18 protein-coding genes are annotated in these 24,787 nt (G+C 61.0%); 17 read left to right on the plus strand and 1 reads right to left on the minus strand.

Annotated features, from left to right (window positions below; translation table 11 throughout):
* Window positions 1-4 precede the first annotated feature (4 nt).
* From JL05_RS22900 to ybaK, 12 genes are all read left to right on the plus strand, one after another.
* Window positions 5-1,021 carry a methyltransferase gene (locus tag JL05_RS22900; RefSeq protein WP_033633961.1) on the plus strand — a complete coding sequence of 339 codons (1,017 nt, stop codon included), beginning with the start codon at window positions 5-7 and terminating at the stop codon, window positions 1,019-1,021.
* A 23-nt stretch (window positions 1,022-1,044) separates the two neighbouring features.
* Window positions 1,045-1,308 carry an acyl carrier protein gene (locus JL05_RS22905; RefSeq protein ID WP_004940224.1) on the plus strand — a complete coding sequence of 88 codons (264 nt, stop codon included), beginning with the start codon at window positions 1,045-1,047 and terminating at the stop codon, window positions 1,306-1,308.
* Window positions 1,305-3,251 carry an aminotransferase class I/II-fold pyridoxal phosphate-dependent enzyme gene (locus JL05_RS22910; protein WP_033633963.1) on the plus strand — a complete coding sequence of 649 codons (1,947 nt, stop codon included), beginning with the start codon at window positions 1,305-1,307 and terminating at the stop codon, window positions 3,249-3,251. The genes JL05_RS22905 and JL05_RS22910 overlap by 4 nt, the downstream gene beginning before the upstream one ends.
* A gap of 4 nt (window positions 3,252-3,255) precedes the next feature.
* A complete protein-coding gene (gene pigI, locus JL05_RS22915; protein ID WP_228392557.1) occupies window positions 3,256-4,731 on the plus strand; it encodes an L-proline--[L-prolyl-carrier protein] ligase PigI in 1,476 nt (491 codons plus the stop codon).
* Window positions 4,728-7,016 carry a prodigiosin MBC biosynthesis protein PigJ gene (gene pigJ, locus JL05_RS22920; protein ID WP_033633965.1) on the plus strand — a complete coding sequence of 763 codons (2,289 nt, stop codon included), beginning with the start codon at window positions 4,728-4,730 and terminating at the stop codon, window positions 7,014-7,016. The genes pigI and pigJ overlap by 4 nt, the downstream gene beginning before the upstream one ends.
* 13 nt (window positions 7,017-7,029) lie before the next feature.
* A complete protein-coding gene (locus JL05_RS22925; protein WP_004940233.1) occupies window positions 7,030-7,344 on the plus strand; it encodes a RedY-like protein in 315 nt (104 codons plus the stop codon).
* Window positions 7,328-7,975: a 4'-phosphopantetheinyl transferase family protein gene (locus tag JL05_RS22930; protein ID WP_033633966.1), complete on the plus strand. Its 648-nt coding sequence runs from the start codon at window positions 7,328-7,330 to the stop codon at window positions 7,973-7,975. Before JL05_RS22925 ends, JL05_RS22930 begins: the two co-directional genes overlap by 17 nt.
* Window positions 7,972-9,039 carry a nitroreductase family protein gene (locus tag JL05_RS22935; protein ID WP_033633967.1) on the plus strand — a complete coding sequence of 356 codons (1,068 nt, stop codon included), beginning with the start codon at window positions 7,972-7,974 and terminating at the stop codon, window positions 9,037-9,039. Before JL05_RS22930 ends, JL05_RS22935 begins: the two co-directional genes overlap by 4 nt.
* 18 nt (window positions 9,040-9,057) lie before the next feature.
* Window positions 9,058-9,786 (plus strand): DUF1295 domain-containing protein, encoded by a 729-nt coding sequence (locus JL05_RS22940; protein ID WP_021504656.1) that lies wholly within the window; start codon window positions 9,058-9,060, stop codon window positions 9,784-9,786.
* Window positions 9,787-9,992: 206 nt separating this feature from the next.
* Window positions 9,993-12,704, plus strand: a complete 2,712-nt coding sequence (gene copA, locus JL05_RS22945; protein ID WP_033633968.1) for a copper-exporting P-type ATPase CopA — start codon at window positions 9,993-9,995, stop codon at window positions 12,702-12,704.
* 133 nt (window positions 12,705-12,837) lie between these two features.
* Window positions 12,838-13,644 carry a TraB/GumN family protein gene (locus JL05_RS22950; RefSeq protein ID WP_015376874.1) on the plus strand — a complete coding sequence of 269 codons (807 nt, stop codon included), beginning with the start codon at window positions 12,838-12,840 and terminating at the stop codon, window positions 13,642-13,644.
* A gap of 228 nt (window positions 13,645-13,872) precedes the next feature.
* Window positions 13,873-14,352 (plus strand): Cys-tRNA(Pro)/Cys-tRNA(Cys) deacylase YbaK, encoded by a 480-nt coding sequence (gene ybaK, locus JL05_RS22955; protein ID WP_033633969.1) that lies wholly within the window; start codon window positions 13,873-13,875, stop codon window positions 14,350-14,352.
* Between the two features lie 10 nt (window positions 14,353-14,362).
* Here the strand turns inward: ybaK and dacB are convergent, their stop codons facing one another.
* Window positions 14,363-15,829 carry a D-alanyl-D-alanine carboxypeptidase/D-alanyl-D-alanine endopeptidase gene (gene dacB, locus JL05_RS22960; protein ID WP_033633970.1) on the minus strand — a complete coding sequence of 489 codons (1,467 nt, stop codon included), beginning with the start codon at window positions 15,827-15,829 and terminating at the stop codon, window positions 14,363-14,365.
* Window positions 15,830-16,183: 354 nt separating this feature from the next.
* On the opposite strand from dacB, the gene JL05_RS25065 reads away from it, so the two are divergent.
* From JL05_RS25065 to JL05_RS22980, 5 genes are all read left to right on the plus strand, one after another.
* Window positions 16,184-16,468 carry a 2Fe-2S iron-sulfur cluster-binding protein gene (locus JL05_RS25065; RefSeq protein WP_072010128.1) on the plus strand — a complete coding sequence of 95 codons (285 nt, stop codon included), beginning with the start codon at window positions 16,184-16,186 and terminating at the stop codon, window positions 16,466-16,468.
* A gap of 13 nt (window positions 16,469-16,481) precedes the next feature.
* The gene (locus tag JL05_RS22965; RefSeq protein ID WP_033633971.1) at window positions 16,482-17,417 is read left to right on the plus strand and encodes a diiron oxygenase; all 936 of its coding nucleotides are present in this window, start codon (window positions 16,482-16,484) and stop codon (window positions 17,415-17,417) included.
* Between the two features lie 68 nt (window positions 17,418-17,485).
* Entirely contained in the window at window positions 17,486-23,194 is a 5,709-nt protein-coding gene (locus tag JL05_RS22970) for a non-ribosomal peptide synthetase (RefSeq protein WP_033633972.1), read from the plus strand.
* The gene (locus JL05_RS22975) at window positions 23,181-23,993 is read left to right on the plus strand and encodes a cyclase family protein (protein ID WP_048322355.1); all 813 of its coding nucleotides are present in this window, start codon (window positions 23,181-23,183) and stop codon (window positions 23,991-23,993) included. Before JL05_RS22970 ends, JL05_RS22975 begins: the two co-directional genes overlap by 14 nt.
* Complete coding sequence (locus tag JL05_RS22980) at window positions 23,990-24,727, plus strand: tryptophan 2,3-dioxygenase family protein (protein ID WP_033633975.1); 738 nt, start codon at window positions 23,990-23,992, stop codon at window positions 24,725-24,727. Before JL05_RS22975 ends, JL05_RS22980 begins: the two co-directional genes overlap by 4 nt.
* Window positions 24,728-24,787 lie beyond the last annotated feature (60 nt).

A 24,787-nucleotide genomic window follows, 5' to 3' on the forward strand; every position in this document is an offset into this window, starting at 1 on the left:
AGCAATGCCTTTAACCAAGCAAGATGCCGTCAATCAGATGATGGGCTTTTTCCAGGCCAAGGCGCTGACCGCCGCGCTGGCGCTGAAGCTGTTCGATCAGTTGCGCGATCGGGACGCCGACGCGGCGCACATCGCCGCGCGGCTTGACTGCCCGGCGCGTTCGACCGAACAGTTGCTCATCGCGCTGCGGGCCATGGGGTATCTCGACCAACGAGACGGCCTTTATCATCTGCCCGCCGCCCACCGGGCTTTTCTGTTGAGCGACGAACCGCAGTGGCTGGGATGGCTGGGCCGCCACATCGATACCTTCCTGTATCCGCTGTGGGGCGAGCTGAAAACGGCGGTGCGAAACGATGCCCACCAGCGCCGCACGGTATTCGGCGATGACCGCAGTTGGTTCGACATCCTGTACCAAAATCCGGACGACGTGGCGGACTTCCAGGAGTTTCTCGGTAAATTCGCCGCGCCCTTTATCGCCGGCTTTGTTCGCGATTACGACTTCTCGCAACACCGTGCGTTTTTGGACATCGGCAGCGGGATCGGCAGCCTGCCGATGGCGATCGCCGACGCTTATCCGGGGATCGCACTGGCGATCTGCGAACTGCCGCAGGCCTCGGCGTTTTTGCGCGACAAGCTGATGCTGCAAGGCTATGGCGAACGCATTGACGTCGTGGAGGGCGATGTCATCAGCGGCGATCTGCCGATCGGCGGCTATGACCTGATCCACCTGGGATGGATGCTGCACGACTACGCCCCGGAAACCCAACTGACCATCCTGCGCAACATCTATCGGGCGATGCCGGCCGGCGGCCGCTTCATCGCTTCCGAAACGCCGCTGAACGAAGACAAATCAGGGCCGGAATTTACCGCCCTGCTGTCGCTGAACATGCTGGTCTCCACCGACGGTGGCATAGAGAGCAGCGCGCAGGAATACCTGGACAGATTCCGTCTGGCGGGGTTCAGCAACGCGCGCATCATGAAAATTGCCGGCCCACGCACCCTGATCGTCGGCGAAAAATAACCAGTTAGCAACGGGAGCTCGCAATGTTAGAAAGCAAATTGATCCAGCATATCGCCACCCAGTATCTGGATGGCGATCACGACGGCCTGAACGCTCAAACCCCGCTGTTTGAACTGAACGTCGTCGATTCCGCCTCCATTTTCGATCTGGTGGATTTTCTGCGTCAGGAGTCTCATGTCGCCATCGGCATGCATGAGATCCATCCGGCGAATTTCGCCTCGGTGCAGGCGATGGTCGCGCTGGTGCAACGGTTGCAAGCGCAAGTCGCCGCAGGGGGTGTCGCATGAGCGTTCACGCCGTCGATAGCGCCGCAAACGCGCATGAAGCCGTCCGGCAGTCGGTGCTGCACACCTTCGCCCGGCTGACCGAGTATGAACCGTCGGCACTGGCCCTGACCAGCCATCTGGAAAACGATTTGGGCGTCGACTCCATCGCGCTGGCGGAAATTGCCATGGTGCTGAACCGTCAGTTTCAATTAAATACGCCGCTGGAGATCCAGGAGATCAAAACCATTCAGGATGCGCTCGACGGTATTTTGCAGCGCGGTTTCACGCTGCCGACGCCGAACGCCGCCGCGCAACCTGCCCCCGAGACGCCTCAGGCCTGGTTGAGCGTTCTCGTGCGCCAGGTGTTCGCCACCCACAGCGGATATGAAGTGCGTGATCTGCCCCCCGACGCCGCCATCGAAGGCGACCTGGGCATCGACTCCGTCGCGGTGGTGATGGCGCGCAACGAGCTGCTCAAAACGCTGGGCCTGGACGATAACGCAGCGCTGGCGGAGTGCCGCACGTTGGCTGAGCTGGAGCACAACCTGACGGCGCGGCTGGTTCAGGAACAGGGCGAAGCGTGGTTCAGCCGCTTTGGCCAGCACACCGCCGCATCCGCTGCGCCGCAGCCCACCAAGGCGCCCGCGTCGCCGGACGCGCGCGATGAGCTCGGCGATCCGCGCACCATGCGGGACTTCGTCGGCATCGAGCACCCGGATTTGTTCCATAAAACGCGTGAGTTCGGCGCTTTTTATCGCGATAAAAAACAGCGTCAGCTTTACTGGTACGGCATGCCGCTTGAAACGCCGTGCAAAAACCGCGCGGTCATGTTCGACGAGGTCACCGGCAAAAGCCGCGAATTTCTGATGTTCGGCTCCAACAGCTATCTGGGATTGTCGAACCATCCGGAAGTGATCCACGCCATCCAGGACGCCGCCGGCCTGTACGGCGCCACCAATACCGGGTGCCGCATCATCGCCGGCAGCAACGTGCTGCATCTGGAATTGGAGCGCAAACTGGCCAAGCTCAAAGGGCGCGAAGACTGCATCGTCTATCCGTCCGGCTACTCGGCCAACCTGGGATGCATCTCGGCTCTGACCAGCCGACACGACCTGGTGTTCACCGACGCCATCAACCACATGAGCATCCAGGACGGCTGCAAGTTGGCGGGCGCGCAGCGGAAAATTTATGATCACTCTTTGACCAGTCTTGAGAAATCGCTGGCCAAATACGCCGATCACCCCGGCGGCAAGCTGATCGTCACCGATGGCGTTTTCAGCATGCACGGCGATATCGTCGATCTGCCGCGCCTGATGAAGCTGGCCGAACGCTACGGCGCACGCGTATTGGTCGACGACGCGCACGCGACCGGCGTCTTGGGCAAAACCGGCTCGGGCACGGCGGAACACTTCAATATGAAAGGCCGGGTGGATCTCGAGCTGGGCACCATGAGCAAGGCGCTGTCGGGATTAGGCGGCTTCGTTTGCGCCGATGGCGAAGTGGTCGAATACCTGCGTTTCTACTCCAACTCCTATGTTTTCGCCGCCACCATCCCCGCCGCAGTCGCCGCCGGCGTGATCGCCTCCATCGACGTGATGCTGCGTGAACCCGAGCGACTGGCCAAGCTGTGGGACAACATCTACTACTTCCGCACGCTGCTGCTTAACGCCGGCTTTGACCTTGAGCATTCCGACTCGGCCATCATTCCGGTGGTGGTGGGTGACGACGCCAAAACGCTGCTGTTCGGCCGCGCCGTCCGGGCGCGCGGGCTATTCTGCCAGACCGTGGTCTTCCCGGGCGTCAGCGTGGGTGACGCCCGCTTACGCATCAGCGTGACCAGTGAACACACGCGTGAAGATCTGGATGAAGCCTACGCCATTTTGGTGGCGGCGGCGCTGGAGACCGGCGTGCCGGTCAACGGCGATGTCCGACGGGAAGAGCGCGCACGCGCCGCCGAGGTCTGACATCATGGCAACCTTCATTTCACCGATACTGGAGGCCCTGTTCCGGCACGCCCGCCAAGCGCCGGAAAGCACCGCTCTGCTGTGCGGCGATCGGCGCTGGAGCTATCGTCGCCTGGCCGATCGCGCCTGCATGATGGCGGCGGCGCTGCGACATGCCGGGTTGAAGCAGCAGGCCGTGCTGCTCAACCTGCAGAAAGGGCCCGACGCCGTCGCCGCCATGTACGCATGTTGGCTGAGCGGCAACCACTATGTCCCTATCGATTTCAGCCAACCGACGGCGCGCATCGAACGCATTATCGCCGCCGCCTCACCCGCGCTGATCGTCGATGAGGGCTGGTTGAGCGCGCTCGATGGCCGCACCGATCTCGATGGCGCCTGGCCGGAAGCGATCATCGCGCTCGGCTCCCCCCTCGCCGCCATTCTCTATACTTCAGGCTCCACAGGCACCCCGAAAGGGGTGCAAATCACCCATGACATGCTGACGTTTTTCATCGGCTGGGCCGTCAGCGATACACAACTGACGGCGCGCGACGTGCTGGCCAATCATGCCAGTTTCGCCTTTGATCTGAGCACCTTCGATCTGTTCGCCGGCGTTTGCGCCGGCGCCGCGACCTGGCTCGTGCGCGAAGATGAACAGAAAGATTGCCAGGCTCTCGTTCGCGGATTGCAAACGCACGGCGTCACTCTGTGGTACAGCGTGCCTTCGATTTTAGCCATGCTGGAAAAGAGCGCGTTGCTGGCGCCGTCGACGGTGAAAACGCTGCGCCAGGTCACGTTCGCCGGTGAGCCTTATCCGGCCGCCGCGCTGAGGCGTCTGGTTGCGCATCTGCCGGCCCGGTGCCGCGTCAGCAACTGGTATGGCCCGACGGAAACCAATGTCTGCACCGCCTACGCGCTGGATCGAACGCAGTTGGCGACGCTGGAGCAGATCCCCATCGGCCATCCGTTGCCCGGCTTGACGGCGCAGTTGGTCGATGAACAGGGGCGCCTGCAGCCGATTGACGGTACGCCGGGCCGACGCGGAGAATTGCTGATCGGCGGGCCGTGCGTTACCCCCGGCTACAGCAACGTCGCCTCATCGCGGCAAGCGCAATGGCATCCGCGCCAATGCCACGCGACCGGCGACTGGGTGGAGACGACGGCGAATGGGCTGGTCTACCGCGGCCGGCTGGACGACATGGTGAAAATCAACGGCTACCGGGTGGAATTGGGTGAGATTGAATCGATCCTTCATCACCATCCCTCGGTCAGCCAGGCCGCACTGTATGTCGAGCTCGGCGAGCTGAAGCAAAAACTGATCGCCGTGATCACCCTCCATCCCGGCGCGCTCCGCCCCAACCTGCTGGAGCTCAAGCAGTTCCTGCAGCCCAGGCTGCCCGCCTATATGCTCCCCAGCCAACTGGTGGTCGCCGACAGCCTGCCCACCAACGCCAACGGCAAGGTGGACAGAGGACGTTTGTCCGAGGTGAACGCGCGATGAACCAGGAAATTCATGCCGCGCCGCTGGCGCTGGTCGGCATCGGCTGCGCACTGCCCGGCATCGATCGTATCGATCTGTCCAACGGCGCCGCCTGGTCGGCGCTGTTCGACGCCCCGCCGCCGATGCCGTGGAGCGATGCGGCCGCGCCGATCCGCGGTCGCCAGATCGACGACGCCGCGTTTGATTTCAAAAAATTCGCCATCCCGCCGCTGTTTCGACTGGCGGTCAGCCGCGAGACCCGCCTGGCGCTGCAGGCCGCCTCCGCCGCCATGCAGCATCTGACGTTATCCGACGCGTTGCGCGACCGCTGCGATCAATTTTGCGCCACCCATTTGGGCAGTGATGCGGCCTATCGCAACGCCACCAAAATCGGCGCGCTGCGCAGGCTGGCCGAACGGCTTGACGCTCAGGGGCTCTCACCGGCAGCGGTCATGCGCCGGATTGACGATTACAAACAGCCGCTGGCCCAGGCGTTCGGCAGTTCATCCCACGATCGCGTAGGGGAAATGGCCTCCAGCATTCCCGCGCGCATCGCCCATTTCGCCCGCACGCGCGGTAAATGCCAAACCCTCGACGGCGCCGATCTGGGCGGCCTGCGCTTGCTGCAGTTGGCGCAAGACTGTTTTCGCCATGCCGACAGCCGCATGGCGGTGCTGACCGCCGTACAATGCTTCCACCATCAACCCCAGGCGGACATGCTGTTGGCGCAGGGCGTTTCCTCTTCGGCCTGTTGGCTGGAGGGGGCGATCAGCCTGGTCGTTTGCCCGCTGGACGTCGCTCAGGAACAGGGATGGCCAGCGATCGCACAATTGTCGACCCTGATCGCCGAACGACAGGATGCCGCGCCGAGCGCCGGCTATTTTGCCGGCGCCAATCAGGTTTTCTGCCATCTCCTCGACATGCTGTTGCAACGGCAACAGACGTGCGCCGGCCACTCGTTCACCGGCTATCGCTGGCGGATTGACGCGGCGTCTCCCCCCTCATTAAAACCGACGGCTTCGCCACGCATCAGCATCATCGACTATCAGCCCATCACCGCGCAGGGGCTGGATAAAGCGCGTTTCTGGCAGGCCTTGCGCAACGGTGAGGACGCCCTGCGCGATCACAGCCCCGAGCAGTTGCACCCCGGCGCCTTCGTGCGCCCCACGCCGCAAAAGCTCAGCGCCTACACCGCTCATGCCATGTGCTTCCCAACGCACGATCCGGTGCGGCTTGAGCTGACGCGGCCTATGATGCCGGCCAAAAAGCAGCGCCTCGACGTCACACAACTGCACGCCCTCAACGGCTGCGCGGCGTGGCCCGACAGCCTGCGACGCTTTGAACGCATCGCCATTATCGTCGCCAGCAACCTGTCTTTGAGCGCCGATCGACAACAGGCCATGAGCGCGCTGTGGCCGGCATTGCCTTCCGCCGGCGTCCCCCTTTCGCCACCGCCCCAACCCGCGATCAACCGCTGGAGCTGGCATGGCGCCTGCGGCCTCGGCACCGCGCAGCTGTTGGCGCAACAGCTCGGCGTCGAGGCGGACTGCTACGCGGTCGAGGCAGCCTGCGCCAGTTCGCTGGCCGCCTTGCACAATGCGGTCAGGGCGTTACAGGCCGGCCGCTACGATGCGGTGCTCGTCGGCGGCATAGAAACGGCGACGCTCGAACGCGATATGGTGCTGTGCAGCGCGCAAATGATGCTTTCCGCTTCGCGTATGCGACCTTTCGCCCGACAAGCCGACGGTTTTACTCCCGGCGACGGTGGCGGCTTCTTCATTCTGACCGGCCAGGCGACATCGCGGGCCATCGCCACCATCGAAGCGATATCGGGATCTTGCGACAGCTATTCCATGACCGCGCCCGATCCCGAGGGCCAGGCGTTGGCAATCGAAAAAACCCAGAGCCTGAGCGCCGTCGAAGCGCGCCAGATACAGTATCTCGAAGCGCACGGCACCGGCACCGAACTGGGCGATCGGGCAGAAGTCGCGTCATTGCATCAGGGGTATCGCCGCGCCGCGCGCGCCCCTTTGTACATCGGTTCAGTGAAGTACAACTTCGGCCACTGTTTCGCCGGCGCCGGCGCGCTCAGCCTGTGCAAAGTGCTGAGCGCTTTCGAACACGGTCAAATCCCGCCCACGCCGGTGGCGACATTGAATGCCGAACTGCCGCTGGCGGCGATCCCGGCCGAAATCCCGCAAATCGCGCTCGACTGGCCACAGGGTGAAGACGGGCGTCGGGCGGCGATCAACGGCTTTGGCACCGGTGGCATCAATTACCATTTGCTTATCCATCAACCCATTTAAAAAGGCCGCCCAGATGCACATTATCGTCCATAAGATTCGGCTAAAAGACATCGCCCACCGCGCCGCGTTTCGCGACTGGGTGGAGACGACCGATTACCAGGCTTGCCGCCACCTCGATGCGGTACGCGCCTTCGATGTCATCGAAGTCAGCCCTTCGGCGGAGGCGCCGTTTCACTTTATCGAAATCATTCAGCTGAACTCGCTGAAAATGTTCGAGCGCGAGATGCAAACCCCGCTGTTTCAAAGCCTGGTTGAACGCTTTAATCAGTTGGCGGAAGTCGTTGACGAAATCAGCGGAGAACGCATCGCCGATGGTTATCGAGCTTAGCGTGGCGCCGCGTATCGTCATCGCGCTGGGCGGCCCCCACCGCTGCGCCGCCGTTCGGGGATTGCGGCATCTGTCGGCGGTGAAAAACCACGCGCGGGCACAGGCCATCGCGCTGCTGAACCGGACATGGTGCCGGGGGGACGCGACCGGCTTTACGCTGCGCCATGAGGCGAGTGGACAACCGTTCGGCGAACACCTCCTGCTGGGACGCCGCCACGTTTCTCTCAGCCATTCGCATGCCTGGTACGCCAGCGCCACCGGCGATATCCCGCTCGGCATCGATCTGCAGCATTATCGCCCCTTCTCCGGCGCGGCGCTGCGCTGGGCCTTTGGCGAGGCGGAGCAGCGATTGGGACGCATACAGGCCTGCGCCGTCTGGGCCATTCGCGAAGCATTTTTAAAAAGCCACGGCCGCGGCCTGCCCTACGAATTGCGGACGCTCGGCATCGACTGGCACACCGGGTTGGTCTCAAGCGCAGACGGCAGTTTGGCGAGCAGACGCTTCTGGCTGTGGCGCAGCCTGGACTGGGCATGCGCACTCTGCTTTCCGGCGGAGGAAAGCATGTCGTTCAGAGCGAACGTTACCGTATTTTCCCTGCCCGCCCCTTCCGCTTTCGGAGCCTTATCATGACCCAAGACCTTTTCGCCGCGGCGCTGCAACAGGCCGTGGACATCGCGCGGCAGGCGCCCTCTTCACACAACTGCCAACCCTGGTCTCTCCACTATGACGCCGACGCCCGATGTGGCCGGTTGGCTATCGACCGCCGTCGCGCCTTGCAGAGTCTGCCTTCGCTGGAACGCGAGATGCTGATGAGCTGCGGGATTTTCTTCGAGTACCTCAGCGCGCTGCTCAACTGTGCAGGCACGCCTCTCGCCTGGCGTTGGGAGCATGGCCCCACGCATTTACTGAGCTTTGCCCCCGCCGCGCCTGCCGCGCCTGCCGCGCCCGATCGCGCCGCCCATCGCCAATTGGCGCAGCTGATCGGCGAGCGGCATACCGCACGGGCGGCCTATCAGCCTACGCCAATCAATGAAGCGCAGCGGATGCAGCTGCAAACCTTGTTCGACGGAACGGCGAGTTCGCTCAGTATCGCAGGTGACGAACGCGCTCGCCGCCGGGTCGCGCAGCTCACCGCTCGTCACGCCGCGCTCGATTTCTCGGATCGCCAAGCCTGGCGCGAAACCTATCAATACATCCGCTTCAACGAACGGCAGCCTACCGACGACGGTTTTCACCTGCACCACCTGTTTGGCCCGGTATCCCCAGCATTCAAGCGCTTCTTCCAAGTGGCGTTTCATCCTCGCTTAAGCCGGCTGGCGGCCGGGCTGCGCTTGCCGGCTTATATGGCGCAAGGGCTGGCGCAACGCGTCGCGGAAGGCCCGCAATACCTGGCGCTGTGTCTGAACGACGAAAGTGCCGAGCACCTGTTCGCCACCGGCATGCGGCTTGGACGTCTGTGGCTCACGCTGCAACACTGGGGTTGGGGATTGCATCCGATCAGCGTTCTGGTGCAACACGCCGAGGCGCGTCGCGAGCTCGCAGCAACCCTGGCGCTCAGCGCTCCCCCGGTGTTTTTTGCCCGCTTCGGCCACCTGCAACAATGGGGCAGCGCAGCGCCCAGACGCAGCTGGCAAAGCATTTTGACCGCGCCGCCATCCGGCGAATGCGCGCCCCCGGGGAACGATTCCCCCTAATCCGCTGAGGAGAACACAATGAACGTATGGATTGCTTTGGCCGCTGTTTTGTTGATCCTTGCCCTGCTGGCGTTTATTACCAGCCGCGGCGCTCAAGACACTCGCCCGATGTTTCTGTGGGGGTTCAACGCCATGGGGCCGGTTACCTTGGTCTATTGCTATTTCGGCGAGGGCGATCTGAGCCACAAAGCCCTGATCCTTGTCATGGTCGGCCTGTACCTGCTGCGCATGAACATCGTGCTGACACGTTGGTACGGCAATACCGCCGCGGCCAAACTCAAGGACGTGATGCCCACGCAGCAGGTGCCATGGCTGGCGGTGATGATGGTCATGATCTTCGGCGGCCTGTACTGCCTGCCCTTCTATTGGGCCAGCCAACTGCAGGGGCCGTGGGGCGCGCTGCAATGGCTGGCCATTGGGGTCTACCTGATAGGCACGCTGTTCCACTTCGGCAGCGATTATCAAAAACGGCGCTTCAAACAGGATCCGAACAATAAAGGCCGGCTGCTGAACAGTGGCTTTTGGGGGTTGGCGCGCCATCCGAATTATTTCGGCGACTTTCTTATTTTCGTCAGCTTCGGGCTGCTTGCCGGCAACCTGTTTGGCCTGATCGCACCGCTGACTAACCTGGTGCAGTATTTCGCCGACGCCATTCCCAAAAGCGAGAAAATGGCCGAGAAGCGCTACGGCGAGGTCTGGCGCAACTATAAACGTCAGGTTAAGTGTTTCATTCCTTTCGTGCTGTAACCCCAAGGCGGCAGCGCGGTCCGGGCAAGCTGACCGCGTTGCCGCCGATAAAACACCTTGTTATACAACACAAAACGACCGTCACGCCCGCGCAAGTAAAAACCGCCTTGACCTTACCCTTGCGGGAAGGTTTAAGCTCCCTTCTTAGTGAAAACAGGTCAGGCGGTCAACCTTTAAACACCGCCTTCTAAGCAAGGAGTCCAATCATGTCACACACCACTATGCTGGCATTGCAGGGGCTGTCCTGCATGAACTGCGCGCAGCGGGTGAAAAAAGCCCTGGAAAGCCGCAGCGATGTCGAACAGGCGGACGTTAACGTGCATTACGCCAAAGTGACCGGCGAGGCGCCGGACAGCGCATTGATCGACAGCGTGATCGCCGCCGGTTATCAGGCCGAAGTCGCGCCGCACGCCGATACCGAACTGCAGCTGAGCGGCCTGAGCTGCATGCACTGCGTCGGCACCACTCGCAAGGCGCTGGAAGCGGTGCCGGGCGTGTTCGCCGCCGACGTCGAGATCGACAGCGCGAAAGTGTACGGCGATGCCGATCCGCAGGCGCTGATCGCTGCGGTGGAAGATGCCGGTTATCACGCCAGCGTGGCGGGCGCCGTCGTCCCAAAAACTGAGCCGTTGGCTGACGCAACACCTTCGTTGCCGGACGTTCAGCCAGCGGCGCAACCTTCCCTTCCGGCAACCGACAGCGCGGACGACAGCGTACAGCTGCTGCTCAGCGGCATGACCTGCGCCAGCTGCGTCAATAAAGTGCAGCAGGCGCTGCAAAGCGTACCCGGCGTAGAACACGCGCGCGTCAACCTGGCGGAACGCAGCGCGCTGGTGACCGGCGCCGCCGATGCGCAAGCGCTGGTGGCGGCGGTGGAAAAAGCCGGCTACGGCGCCGAGATGATTCAGGACGAAACCGAACGCCGCGAACGCCAGCAGCAGACCGCACGCGCCAACATGAAGCGCTTTAGCTGGCAGGCGGCGCTGGGGCTGGCGTTGGGTATCCCGCTGATGGCCTGGGGGCTGTTCGGCGGCAGCATGACGCTGACGCCGGAAACCCAGCGCCCCTGGCTGCTGGTCGGCGTCATCACCCTGGCGGTGATGGTGTTCGCCGGCGGGCACTTCTACCGCAACGCCTGGCGCGCGCTGATGAACGGCAGCGCCACCATGGACACCCTGGTGGCGCTCGGCACCGGCGCCGCCTGGCTTTACTCGATCGCCGTCAACGTTTGGCCCGATTTCTTCCCGATGGAAGCGCGCCACCTCTATTACGAGGCCAGCGCGATGATCATCGGTTTGATCAACCTCGGCCATGCGCTGGAGCAGCGCGCCCGTCAGCGTTCTTCACAGGCGCTGGAGCGGCTGCTGGATCTGACGCCGCCCACCGCGCGCCTGGTGACCGACGACGGCGAGCGCGATATCCCGCTGGCGGAGGTGCAGCTCGGCATGACGCTGCGGCTGACCACCGGCGATCGCGTGCCGGTCGACGGTGAAATCGTACAGGGCGAAGTCTGGCTCGATGAAGCGATGCTGACCGGCGAAGCGGTGCCGCAGCAGAAAGGCGCCGGCGACACGGTGCATGCCGGGACGGTGGTCGACGACGGCAGCGTGCTGTTCCGCGCCGCCGCCATCGGCAGCCAAACCACGCTGGCGCGCATCATCAAACTGGTGCGTCAGGCGCAGAGCAGTAAACCGGCGATTGGCCAACTGGCTGACCGCGTCTCGGCGGTGTTCGTGCCGGCGGTAGTGGCGATCGCCCTGTTCAGCGCGGCGATATGGTACTTCTTTGGCCCGCAGCCGCAGCTGGTCTATACGCTGGTGATCGCCACCACGGTGCTGATCATCGCCTGCCCGTGCGCATTGGGCCTGGCGACGCCGATGTCGATCATTTCAGGCGTCGGCCGCGCGGCGGAGTTCGGCGTGCTGGTGCGCGACGCCGACGCCCTGCAGCAGGCCAGCCAGTTGGACACCCTGGTGTTCGACAAAACCGGCACCCTGACCGAAGGGAAACCGCAGGTGGTGGAGATCCTGACCTTCAATCAGGTCAGCGAACAGCAGGCGATCGGCTGGGCCGCCGCGCTGGAACAAGGCTCCAACCACCCGCTGGCGCGCGCCATCATGGAACGCGCCGCTGGGCAAACGCTGCCGCAGGTCGCGCAGTTCCGCACCCTGCGCGGCGCCGGCGTCAGCGGGGAGATCGACGGCGTGCAGGTGCTGCTGGGCAACGCCGCGCTGCTGGAACAGCATCAGGTCGCGACCGCCGAACTGGAAGCGCCGATGCGCGCCCAGGCCGAACGCGGCGTGACGCCGGTGCTGCTGGCCGTGGACGGTAAACCGGCCGCGCTGTTCGCCATTCGCGATCCGCTGCGCGAGGACAGCGTCGCGGCGCTGCAGCGCCTGCACCAACAGGGGTATCAGCTGGTGATGCTGACCGGCGACAACCCGGTAACCGCCAACGCCATCGCCAAAGAGGCCGGTATCGATCGGGTGATTGCCGGCGTGCTGCCGGACGGCAAAGCGGCGGCGATCAAACAGTTGCAGGCGCAGGGCCAGCGCGTGGCGATGGTCGGCGACGGCATCAACGACGCCCCGGCGCTGGCGCAGGCCGACGTGGGCATCGCGATGGGCGGCGGCAGCGACATCGCCATCGAGACCGCCGCCATCACCCTGATGCGCCACAGCCTGCACGGCGTGGCGGATGCGGTAGCGCTGTCGAAGGCGACGCTGCGCAACATGAAGCAGAACCTGTTCGGCGCCTTTATCTACAATACGCTGGGCATTCCGATCGCCGCCGGCGTGCTCTACCCGCTGACCGGCACGCTGCTCAGCCCGGTGGTGGCGGGCGCGGCGATGGCGCTGTCGTCCATTACCGTGGTCAGCAACGCCAACCGGTTGCTGCGTTTTAAACCGCAGAAGTGATCGCCGGGGCGCCGTCATGGCGCCCCGCTGTTTTCCGGGCTTTCCTGCGCGGCGGATAGCGTTTAGCATGAATAACGATTTCCCCTCGCCTTTCATGCTGAAACGCGCACCCGTTATTCAGGAGCCACGCCGTATGGGTCAACTGTTACGCCGCCTCGCCGCCTTTCTCGGTCTGATCTCGCCCAAGCGTTACGCTTATCCGGCGTTGGACATCACCCTGCCTGGCGATCGTCGGCTGCATCTGGTGGGCAGCATCCATATGGGCACCGTCGATATGTCGCCGTTGCCGCCCCGGCTGGCCGCCCGGCTGCAGCAGGCCGACGCGCTGATCGTCGAAGCCGATATCACCGACTCCGCCTCCCCTTTCGACCACGCCGAGCTGCAGCCGGAGCTGGAACAGCGCCTGTCCGCCGAAGAATATCAACGGTTGCTGGCGCTGTGCCATGAGCTGGGTGCCGACCCGCACGCCTTCGCTACCCTGCCCGGCTGGCAGGTGGCGCTGATGATGCAGGCGCGCCAGGCTCAGCGTTTGGGGCTGCGCGCGGAATATGGCGTGGACTATCAGCTGCTGCAAGCCGCCCGGGCGCAGGACAAACCGGTGATCGAACTGGAAGGCGCGCAGCAGCAGCTGGCGATGCTGGAACAATTGCCGGAGGGCGGCATTGCGCTGCTGCGCGATACGCTGGAGCACTGGCATACCAACGCGCGGCTGCTGCAAACCATGGTGAGCTGGTGGCTGGACGCCAAACCGCGCGGTACGCTGGACACGCTGCCCGCCACCTTCAGCGCCGGGCTGTATGACGTGCTGATGCATCAGCGCAATCGCGACTGGCGGCATCAGCTGGAGGCGCTGCCTGCCGGTGACTATGTGGTGGCGGTTGGCGCATTGCACCTGTACGGCGAGGATAACCTGCCGGCGATGCTGCAGCCGCAGGGGTAAAAAAGAGGCCAATATCGCTATTGGCCAGTCAAAGAGGAATTTCTTGTATTCTAGTTATACGCATAGCAACCGTGTTAACGGTTACAGTAAACAGGGTAGCAACCCGGTGAATATCTTGGCAACCCGCTTTATGTAACAGCCGCTCAGGTTGCCGGGCAGGTTGGATTTTTGTATTTTTAAGGCTGGTTATCACCCTTTCCCCACCGGGGACATTTTGGACAACACATCATGACGCCCGCAGTCGTTCTGCTTGAGAAACAAAAGGTCGCCTTCACCCTCCATCCTTATCACCACGACAGCGACGAAACCAACTTCGGCGACGAGGCGGTGAGAAAGCTGGGGCTGGATGCCGATCGGGTTTACAAAACCTTGCTGGTGGCGCTGAACGGCGACGCCAAACACCTGGCGGTGGCGGTCACGCCGGTCGCGACCCAGTTGGATCTGAAGAAGGTCGCCCGCGCGCTCGGCGCCAAAAAGGCCGAGATGGCCGATCCGCAGTTGGCGCAGCGCGTCACCGGTTATCTGGTGGGCGGCATCAGCCCGCTGGGGCAGAAAAAACGGCTGCCGACGGTGATCGACAGCCCGGCGCAAGCGTTCACCACCATCTACGTTTCCGGCGGCAAACGCGGGCTGGACATCGAACTGGCCGCCGCCGATCTGTGCCGCCTGCTGGCCGGCAGCTTCGCCGACATCGCCAAACGCGACTGACGCCGCGCGCTCAGCGGCACGCCACCGTGGCGTCACAGGCCGCCAGCGTTTCCACCAGGCGGTCCTCCAGCGCCTTCACCTGCGCGCCCGGCACCAGATAGTTATTGCTGATGATGGCGAATGCCAGCGGCCGCCCGGTCGCCGAATCGACATAGCCGCTGAGCGACGATACGCCGGTCATGGAACCGCTCTTGGCGTGGGCGCGCCCCGCCGCCGCGCTGTTCACCATGCGGCTTTGCAGCGTGCCGCCCACCAGCAACCCCGGCTCGCCCGCGACGGGCAAGGCGTGATACCAGTCGGCGAACCACGGCTGTTTTCTGGCCGCCAGCAGCAGCGTCGTCAGCTGTTGCGGCGTGATCTGGTTCATGCGCGACAGCCCTGAGCCGTCCACCTGGCGATACGCGTCGGCCGCGACGCCCTGGCTTTGCACAAATCCGTTTATCGCCCGAAGGCCGGCGGCCCAATCCCCTTTACCCTGCGTCTTGCGGCCCATCGCCTTGGTCAATATCTCGCCGTAGCCGTTATTGGAGACTTTCAGGAAGGTGACGGCCAGGCGGGAGAGCGGCGGAGAGGTTTTTTCCGCCAGCAGCTGTGCGCCGGCCGGCGTCACGCCCTCTTCAACCTTGCCGCGCAGAGTGATGCCGTGCGCGCGCAGAGCATGTTGCAATAAGGCGCCGACGACGAGGGACGGTTGATCGACGGTAATCAATCGCGAGTTGGCCTCCGCCTGCGCGGCGATGGTGCCGCTGACCACGATCCGGTTGCTGCCCGGCCGGCGCTCGTACGTCAGCGCGGTGTCACTACCGGTGGTGGTGCGGTTGACCAGCGTCACCGCGTCATTGGCGGGATAGAAGCTCACCCGTCCCGGCGCGCCGGCGCGGGCGCCCGGCCGCACCGCCACCTGCACCACGTTGATATCGCCGCCGGGAGTAAAGGCGTAGTTCAGCGCCGAGATCGGCGCAGCGAAGGCGAAAGGTTCATCGTCCCAGCTCCAACCGGCGCCGAATGGCGTCTGATCGAAGGCGCCGGCATCCAGCAACAACCGCCCCTGTATATGACGGATGCCGCGCTGTGCCAGCGCTGCGGCGAAGGTGTCGAGATCGTCCGGATGCAGCGTCGGGTCACCGCTGCCCTGCAGATAGAGATCCCCTTGCAAGGTGTCGCCACGCTGTTTACCGGCGGTCAACAGCCGGGTTTCAAAGCGGTAATCGGCCCCCAGCACGCCGAACGCCGCCAGAGAGGTGAACATCTTCATGTTGGAAGCTGGCGCCAAACGCTGATCCGCGTGCGCCTGATACAGCACGGCGCCGCTCTCGGCATCGCGCACCATCACGCCGCTCGACGCCCCAACCAGCGCCTTGTCCTGGCCGAGGGCCGCCAGCGCCTGGCTGAGGGTTTGTTCGTGACGTTGGCCGGATGACGAACACCCCGCCAGCGCCACGATGGCGGGCAGCAGCCAGCCTGCGGTTTTCAACATGTCATCTTCCTGTTTGCGTTATCAAAACCAAATTGTCGCTCAGGCTATCATTGGAAGGCGGCGGCGTCCTGTTTTCCATTCACTAAACAACGATTTTTGCTTATTGATATTATAAAACAAGCAATAATAAGAATTGCTAAACAATCAAGGCAATAAAGTTTGAATATGAACTATATTATGTGAAATAACCTTTAATATAATGTTAATGTTTTTAATGTGTCTTGTTGACAATAAACAAAGCCAAAGCTATCGTTACTCCCCATTAAAACTCACAACCTATTATTAATAACAATTTACTTATATGAATTTTAAAATGTGATCTCACTCACTGACTTCCATAGGGAATAACACGCCATGTCTGAAAATACAGGGCCCGATGGTCATCAAGTTATTTTTGATGGCGCGGGCATCGGTGACTTTTGTCCTGAAACGTCGCTGCTTGAAAACTTTGAAAGATTAAATATCGACATTCCCAACCTATGCCGAAAGGGGAGGTGCGGCTGTTGCAAATTACTTCTAATCAGCGGAAATATACGCCATGAAAAACAGAGTGCCTTATGCGAAGAGGAGTTAGAAGAGAATATTATTCTGGCCTGCTGCGCCTATTCACAATCGGATATTGAAATAGAACTCTATTAATAAGGATTAACCGATGAGCCTCATTGAAACCACGTTGAAAAAATGGGATCGCGCCGCGATTGTTCGCTCCCGCCCGCGTCGCCTTCTCAACGAACAGGACAGCCAATCAACCCTTTTCTTCCCCCTCGAACGTCTGCCGCTGTGCCTCCATCCGCGCGTTGCCGCGCTCGGTGAACAAGCCTTGCGCTATATTCAGGTACAAACCCTCTACCATTACCTGAATGGCATCGCCAACATCGAGTTGGATATCATCAATGATTCCAGTTACAAGCTCTATAAAAACGCGGTCGGCGTAGACTTTCCGCTTGAAATGCGCTTAGACGCGCTGACTGTGGTCGTGGATGAGTCCTATCACGCCCTGGTGGCGCTGGATCTGATCAATCAGGTAGAGCAGATGACGTCCATTGCGCCGCTGCCGATGCCAAAAGATACCGAGGCCTCCTATGCCCTGGCTCAATCGTTGGCAATGGGGGACGAACGTCTGCGCGAACTGCTGCGACTGGTTTGCGTGTCCCTGTCGGAGCAGGCGCTGACGACCGATCTGATCGATGTGATCAACAACGAAGATATTTTCCCGACCTTCTATCTGGTGATGAAAGATCACGTTGCGGATGAAGGCCGCCATGCCCGCTTCTCACAGCAGGTGCTGAGCCATATCTGGCGCCACAGCGACGCGGCGACCAAGCAAGCGTTGCAACAACCGATTTTGGCTTTCCTGGAAGGCTACGCAACCGACGCTATCGCCAAAGATTTCAGCGCCTGCATGTTGCGCCAACTAGGACTGACAGAAGCGGAAATTATCGACATCATCGCAGACACTTATCCAGCAACGCATGTTAAACCGTGGGAAACCAATAATATCGTCACGGAGCAAATGTTGGTGGCGCTGAATAAATCGGGCATTCTGGCTGATTTGCCTATCGCCGATGCGCTGCATGCAACAATCTAATTAACCGGTATAAAAATCCAGCACCTTTGATATTCCGCAAGGGAAACCATTATTCTCAGGAAGCAAAAATGGAATTACTTCATATTGGCTATTTCGGCGACAGTGCCTGCGGTAAATTATTAACCGACGAAATCCGGGAATACGGCCATCAGGTTAGCTTTATCAGTCTCGAACACCGTCCAACCGAAAAGCTCGACCTTATTATCACCACTGAAAATAACGCTGAAACAATACGACGACTGCAACAGCAGGGAAAAAATCTGCTGACGCTCGCAACCAATAAAAAAAATATTAACGACATTGACACCCTGCAAAACCAAGAACACTTTTCTCTGTACTTTAGCTCCGCCGGCCAGGCCGCTTATCTGTGCGATGCGCTGTCGGATATGGCCGCTGACGCCCAACTTCCCCTGCTGCAGGAAAGGCTTGTCGACATTGTGGTCGAGCTGTCGCGTGGCGGTATACCGCCGGTACAAGAACTTCCCTACCGCTTGGCGCGTAAATACTATGCCGAATCACCGACGCGCATGCGCGAATTGACTGCATTGCTGATGGAACGTCTTGGCGATCAGATGCAGGGACGTTGCGGCAGCGATCTCTGCCATCTCACCTGGCAACCCGGCGCCGACTTCCATACGGTGCCGGTAGCGGACATCACGTCCCCCGCACAGCTGCAACATTTCTTCTTTAATGAAACCGGCGCGCTCAAACAGGGACGCTACGCCCAGCCACGAGTGATGGTCGACGTAGCGGCTTGCGGTGACGGCACTCAGCTTACCCTGTATGGCGACGACATGCGTTTCAACGCGTTCACCGACTATCTTGACGCGCTATTGGCAGATCCGGCCGATCCCGTCGCCGCGCCCATTGTTACTCAACCTCAAACGTTACATCGCCTGAGCCAATTCAACGCAACCGACGATGCCGAGCTCCTGGCGCACGACGTCATCGCTTTGTTCCGCCACGCCGCCGCCGCTCATCCGCAACAGGCCGCGCTGCATGCCGATGGCCAGACATACAGCTATGGAGAAATCGATCGCGCCTCGGATCAGTTTGCCTGTTGGCTGCTTGAACACAGCGGCGCCGCCAGTTCGGTCGTCGCCGTCTCGATGGACAAGTCAGCGACGCTGCTGATCGTGCTGTTGGGGATACTGAAAAGCAATAAAACCTATGTACTGCTCGACCCGCAGGCGCCAGCGGCACGCAATCAAAGCATTCTTGACGACGTACAGCCCGCGCTGATTTTGGCCGACTCGCCATTGCACTCCGGCGACGCGCCGTGCATTGCGCCATCAAGCATTGATTACCGTTCGCTGAACATCCATGCGGAGCAACTCCCTCAATCGCGAGACGCTCTGGCTTACGTCTGCTATACCTCCGGGACGACAGGCAAGCCCAAAGGCGTCATGATCGGGCGTGAAGGCCTGAGCAACGTGGCGCAAAACCACCGCGATTTCATTGGACTGGCGCAAGGCAGCCGCGTGCTGGCCATCGCCTCGCTGGGTTTCGACGCCTTCGGCTGGGACGTCTATGGCGCGTTAGTCAGCGGCGCGACGCTTTATCTTGCGCCCTCGGAGCTGCATACCGATGTCGGCGCGCTGCACGACTATCTGACTCAACACGATATCGGCCATATCACTATTACGCCGGCAATTCTGGAATTGTTGCCCCGCGAAATGTGGCCGGGACTGCGGACGATGATCGTCATGGGAGACGCCCCGCCTGCGGACGTCGTCGCCTGGTGGGCCGAGCGCACCCGATTGTGCAACGGTTACGGGCCGACCGAGGCTTCCATTGCCACTTCGCTGTGCGAGTATCGTCCCGGCGTTCCCTGGAACTGCATTGGCAAACCGCTGAAAAACTACCGTTGCCACATCCTTGATCTCCACCATAATCCACTGCCGGTCGGTTTTGAGGGCGAACTGTGCATCGCCGGCAGCGGCCTGGCGCACGGTTACCTGCATCAAGAGGCGCTGAGCGCAGAGAAGTTCATTATCTGTCGGCTGCCGTATATGGCGGCCGAAGAGCGTCTTTATCGAACCGGCGACATCGCCAAATGGGACGAACAGGGCAACATTATTTTCGTCGGCCGCCGTGATCACCAGGTGAAGATACGCGGAGTGCGCATCGAGATGGGAGAAGTGGAAAGCGCCGTCCGCAGTCATCCACTGGTTGAAAGCGCCTGCGTGGTCGCTCGCAGCCAGCCCTCGGGCAAAATTCTCGCCGCCTTCGTGCAACCCGCTTCGCCTGAGCTGACGATCGACGCGCTGCGTCACGCGTTGGTCACACTGCTCCACCCCGCCGCGATCCCCAGCGTCTTTATTTTCTTGCCGGCGCTGCCGCTGACCATCAATGGCAAGATCGCCCGCCAACAGTTGGAAAACTGGCCACTGGATGAGCGGAATGAGCGCCTGACGCCGCCGGAAACCGAAACGGAGGCCATTCTCGAGCGCATCGTGGCCAACGCGATCGGCTGTCCGCAAGCCGACGTCACCCAGGAGTTCATCAACCTGGGCGCGCACTCGCTGACAATGAGCAAAATCGTCGCGCTCGTCGCACGCGATCTTTGCTGCCACCTGAGCATCGCCGATCTGTTCCGCCACAATACGGTGCGCAAACTGGCCGAATATATCGAGAATAAGGCCGTTGCCGCAGAGCGCGCCATCGCGATCTGCGACGAACGCCGCGCGCCGCTCAGCCCACAGCAGAACCTGCTTTGGTACCTGAGCGCATTGAATCCTGACGATTGCAGTTACAACCTGCCGCTGGCGATAGACATCCAGGGCCCGCTTGATCTGGGGCGCTTTGAGCAGGCGATCAATTTTATTTATGAAAAACATGAAAGCCTGCGCACTCGTTTCAGCGAAACCGACGGTGTCGCCTATCAGTTGGCAGAACCGCATACCCCGATTCGCCTTGCCGATCACTGGGTGGACGGCCAAACGCTGTCGGCAGAAAAGTGGGTGCGCCAACTGTGTGCCACGCCTTTCGACATCACCGCTCGCCCGCCGCTGGTGCTTCGGCTGGTCCAGTATCATCAGCAGCACCATGTTTTGATTTGGGTAAAACACAACATTATTACCGACGCCTGGAGCGAACAACTGATCCTTAACGATCTGTGGCAGCGCTATAACGAGCTTGACGATCACCACGGCTTGGACGCACCGCAACCGCAGATTCAAACTATCGACATCGTCAATAGCGGCATCGCGTCACCTGCGCCGGCGGATGTCGCTTATTGGCAACAGCAACTGCAAGACTGCCGCGAACTGGACTTCCCGCTGGATAAACCGCGCCCGCTGATGCCGACGCACGCCGGAGAGCGCATCCATTATCAGCTGCAGCCTGACGTGGCCGGTCTGCTGGCGTCACGAGGCAAAGCGCTGGGCGCCACGCCTTTCGCCTTGCTCTGCGCGGCATTAAGTTTGCTGCTCAGCCGTTATACCCAGCAGCAGGATATCGTCATCGGCACCGCCATCGCAGCGCGGGATAACCTGGATCAGGCGCAGGTCAGCGGCTTCCACGTCAATACCGTACCGCTGCGTATCCGACTGAGCGAACAGGACACTCTGGCCGGACTGATCGGTAACATGATGGAAACCTGCATCGGCGCCTACCAGCATCAGCAGCTCTCCTTCGACCGGATCTTGCACCAGATCGAATACGAACGGATGTCGAACAAAAATCCGTTATTCCAGATCATGGCTATCCTGCAGAACGCCGGTGACGTATGCCAACAAAACCTGCGCGATTGCACGCTGCATCGCTTGCCGCTTTCGTCCGGCTTCTCGATGTTCGATATGACCTGGAACTTCAGTGTGGAACAGGACGCCGTCGCCATCGAGCTCGATTACGCCAGCGAACTGTTTTATCCCGCCAGCATGCAAATGCTGTTGGACAACTATCAGCAAACGCTGCGGCAACTGCTCACCCTGCCGGCCAATACGGCGCAGCTTGCCCTCAACCCGCTATGCGAACGGGAACAACATTGGCTGCAACAGTTGGCCGTCAACGCCGACGCAGGTTCACGTGACTCGCTGCTGATGCACATTGGCCGGTTGGCGCATACTCAGCCTGACAGCCTCGCCGTCAGCTGCGAACGGCAACAGTACAGCTACCGTCAGCTGTGGGCGCAGTCTGAGCGCGTCGCGCATGCATTGCTGCGCATCGACAGCCGGCCTTTCTCGGTCGGCGTCATGATGGAGAAAAGTTGCCACGTCGCCGTGCTCCTGCTCGGCGTGCTGAGAGCCGGCAAACACTACGTGCCGATTGACGTACACTACCCGGCCGACCGCGTGAGCTACATGATCGAGAACGCGCAAGCCCGGTTGCTGGTGACCGATGGTGAGCCAGAGCAAGGTTGGGCCAGTCCCGCCGTCGGTTTCGACTCGCTGGTTTCTCATCCTGCAGCGGCCGACGCGTTGCCGATCCCAGCCGACGATACGCTGGCCTACATCATGTACACCTCAGGCTCAACCGGTAACCCCAAAGGGGTGATGATCACGCACGGCAACCTGAACAATTTCACCAACGACTTCGTCGGACGGCTGGCGCTGAGCGCGCGCGATAAGGTGCTCAGCCTGACCAGCATCAGTTTCGATATTTTTGGGTTGGAACTTTTCTGCTCGCTCGCCGGCGGCGCGCACGTCACGCTGTGTCCACGAGAAACCGCCATGGATCCGGTCAAGCTGTATCACTTTATCGAGCGACAGCAGCCCAGCGTGATTCAAGCGACACCTACCGTCTGGAGTACCATCGCCCACCATCTGCCGGCGGCGAGCCAACGCCCCCTGACCGTGCTATGCGGCGGCGAGAAGATGCCGGCGGCCCTATTGACGCAATTGCGACGCATCGCGACACGGGTGCTGCAGGTGTATGGCCCGACGGAAACCACCATCTGGTCGACCTGCGCCGATCTGACTCACGAAGGCGCAAGCGACTGTATCGGCACGCCGATCCAGAAGACTGAGGTTCTGGTCATGGATCAGGCCGGCAACCCGCTGCCAAGCGGCGCATTTGGTGAGCTGTGGCTGGGCGGCGCAGGGGTATCGCCGGGGTATTGGCGCAACCCGACGCTGAGCGATAAGGTCTTTCTACGGCGTCAGGCGTTCGGCGCCGAGCGCTATATGTACCGCACCGGCGACATTGTGCGTTTTAATCGACAGGGGCAGCTGGAGTATCTCGGCCGGAACGATCACCAGGTCAAAATTCGCGGCCACCGTATTGAGTTGAGCGAAATCGATCTCAGTCTATCGTCCCTCGACAATATCGAGCGGTCACTCAGTTTAATTGTCGGTGAAGGCCAGCAGGCCCGCATCGTCAGCTACCTGCAGTTAACGCCGGGCGAAGAGCTGAATGAAAAAGCGGTACGCACGGCGCTGAAAGCCCGTTTGCCGAATATCATGATCCCGTCCGGTTTTGTGGTGCTGTCGGCCTTCCCGCTCACCAACAACAACAAAATCGACATTCGTCGGCTGCCAGCGCCGGAAACCCGCTACTCGGCTTCCGAAGCGGACTACACGCCTGCGGCCAACGAGGCGGAAAGCGCCATGCAGCATATCTGGCAACAAGTATTGTCGCAGACGCAGATCAGCGTCTGCGACAGCTTCTTCAGCCTGGGTGGAAATTCACTGCAGATCCCGCAGCTGCTGCACGCCATTCGTCAACAGATGGGCGTCTCGCTGACTATCCGCGAATTCATCATGCACAGCCAGATCCGCGAACTTACCGCTCTGGCCTTGAGCAAAACTGCCGAGGTCGCCGATGAAACGCATTGAGGTGTACCACCAAGGGCGTTGTCATCACCTTGACCACCGAGAGCCGCTGCGGCTCTCGGCCAGGCTGGACTTCGCCGATAACTCAACCAACCTTTATGGTGTGGCCCCCGCCGACTCGGCGCCGCTGAGTTACGGTGATACCGTCGCCAGCGTGCGTCATGGCGGGGTCTGCAACGCCGAGCGCATCAGCCTGGTGCCGCACTGCCATGGTACGCACACCGAATGCATCGGCCATATTCTTCCTGAAACGCACAACGTGGCTGATTTGCCGCTTGAACCGTTCATCGCCGCCACCCTGATTCGCGTCAGGCCGCAGCGAGCGGACGCGACCGCGGAAAGCTATAACGCCAGCGCTGTCTGCGAAGACTGGCTGATTACCCGGGCGGCGCTCGATGACGCATTGGCGCCGTTGTCGGGCGACTACCTGCAGGCTTTGGTGATTGCGATCGAGGCGCCGAGCGAATTCCGCGCCGCGTCCTGCGCGCCCTACTTCAGCCATCAAGCCTTGGCGCGCATCGTCGAACTCGGCGTCCAGCATCTGTTGGTGGACATTCCGTCGATCGACCGACTATACGACGGCGGACGCATGGACAACCATCGCCGTTTTTGGGGGCTTGAGGCCCCCGACAGGCCGCAAGAAGGGCGCAAATACGCCTCCGTGACCGAGCTGATTCAGGTTCCCGCGCAGGCCACGGCGGGACACTATTTTCTGACCATTCAACTGCCGGATCTGAGCGGGGATGCCCTTCCCAGCCGGCCCATCTTATTTTCGTTTTCTACAGGGAAAGTGACATCATGAATTACGCCAGCTATCTGCAGCTAAACCAGCTGCTGTCGCTGCAACAGCCAGCCTCGCCGTCTGCGGAACACCGCAATGAAAACTTGTTTATCATCACTCATCAAACCTACGAGCTCTGGTTCAAGCAGCTGATCGATGAGCTTCATCTGGCGATCGCGCAGATCGAAGAAGGAGATATACCGGCGGCGATCGAAACGATGACGCGCGTCAATGCCATTACCCAAACCGTGGTGAATCAGATCGCCGTGATTTGCACGCTGAAGTTTCACGAATTCCAGCGTTTTCGCAGCTATCTCGGCACCGCCAGCGGTTTTCAATCCTACCAGTTCGCCGGCATAGAAGCGCTGCTCGGCAAGGAAAATCCGAAAAAACTACAGCAGTATCAGGGTGATGAAGAGGCACAGCGCCGATTGGCGGCTATCATCCAACCGGTTTCACTATGGCAGGCAATACGCGGCCATTTGATGCGTCTCAATGACCAGCCCAATCAGGCGGCGCGGGGCTTCGACGACATCATCAGGCAATCGCTGACGCGTTCGAGCTGCGAGTCGCTGCTGCTCAATCAACTGCTGGATTTGGATTCACTGCTGCAGGAGTGGCGTTACCGCCATGTGAAACTGGTGGAACGTACTATCGGGCAGCGGAAAGGTACCGGCGGTTCATCGGGTTCGGACTATCTGAAATCTACGCTGTTCACGCCGATCTTCGATGAATTGTGGAACGCCATCAACTGAATGCGTTCCTTAACGCCAAGGAAGCTCAGGCTTCCTTGGCCTCCTGAAAATACGGATTTC

The sequence above is a fragment of the Serratia nematodiphila DZ0503SBS1 genome (assembly GCF_000738675.1).
Taxonomy (GTDB): domain Bacteria; phylum Pseudomonadota; class Gammaproteobacteria; order Enterobacterales; family Enterobacteriaceae; genus Serratia; species Serratia nematodiphila.

Bases quoted from the DNA above. Each gene is read 5' to 3' on its own strand.
- JL05_RS22900 (WP_033633961.1), top strand. From the start codon at position 5: ATGCCTTTAACCAAGCAAGATGCCGTCAATCAGATGATGGGCTTTTTC.
- JL05_RS22905 (WP_004940224.1), top strand. From the start codon at position 1,045: ATGTTAGAAAGCAAATTGATCCAGCATATCGCCACCCAGTATCTGGAT.
- JL05_RS22910 (WP_033633963.1), top strand. From the start codon at position 1,305: ATGAGCGTTCACGCCGTCGATAGCGCCGCAAACGCGCATGAAGCCGTC.
- pigI (WP_228392557.1), top strand. From the start codon at position 3,256: ATGGCAACCTTCATTTCACCGATACTGGAGGCCCTGTTCCGGCACGCC.
- pigJ (WP_033633965.1), top strand. From the start codon at position 4,728: ATGAACCAGGAAATTCATGCCGCGCCGCTGGCGCTGGTCGGCATCGGC.
- JL05_RS22925 (WP_004940233.1), top strand. From the start codon at position 7,030: ATGCACATTATCGTCCATAAGATTCGGCTAAAAGACATCGCCCACCGC.
- JL05_RS22930 (WP_033633966.1), top strand. From the start codon at position 7,328: ATGGTTATCGAGCTTAGCGTGGCGCCGCGTATCGTCATCGCGCTGGGC.
- JL05_RS22935 (WP_033633967.1), top strand. From the start codon at position 7,972: ATGACCCAAGACCTTTTCGCCGCGGCGCTGCAACAGGCCGTGGACATC.
- JL05_RS22940 (WP_021504656.1), top strand. From the start codon at position 9,058: ATGAACGTATGGATTGCTTTGGCCGCTGTTTTGTTGATCCTTGCCCTG.
- copA (WP_033633968.1), top strand. From the start codon at position 9,993: ATGTCACACACCACTATGCTGGCATTGCAGGGGCTGTCCTGCATGAAC.
- JL05_RS22950 (WP_015376874.1), top strand. From the start codon at position 12,838: ATGGGTCAACTGTTACGCCGCCTCGCCGCCTTTCTCGGTCTGATCTCG.
- ybaK (WP_033633969.1), top strand. From the start codon at position 13,873: ATGACGCCCGCAGTCGTTCTGCTTGAGAAACAAAAGGTCGCCTTCACC.
- dacB (WP_033633970.1), bottom strand. From the start codon at position 15,829: ATGTTGAAAACCGCAGGCTGGCTGCTGCCCGCCATCGTGGCGCTGGCG.
- JL05_RS25065 (WP_072010128.1), top strand. From the start codon at position 16,184: ATGTCTGAAAATACAGGGCCCGATGGTCATCAAGTTATTTTTGATGGC.
- JL05_RS22965 (WP_033633971.1), top strand. From the start codon at position 16,482: ATGAGCCTCATTGAAACCACGTTGAAAAAATGGGATCGCGCCGCGATT.
- JL05_RS22970 (WP_033633972.1), top strand. From the start codon at position 17,486: ATGGAATTACTTCATATTGGCTATTTCGGCGACAGTGCCTGCGGTAAA.
- JL05_RS22975 (WP_048322355.1), top strand. From the start codon at position 23,181: ATGAAACGCATTGAGGTGTACCACCAAGGGCGTTGTCATCACCTTGAC.
- JL05_RS22980 (WP_033633975.1), top strand. From the start codon at position 23,990: ATGAATTACGCCAGCTATCTGCAGCTAAACCAGCTGCTGTCGCTGCAA.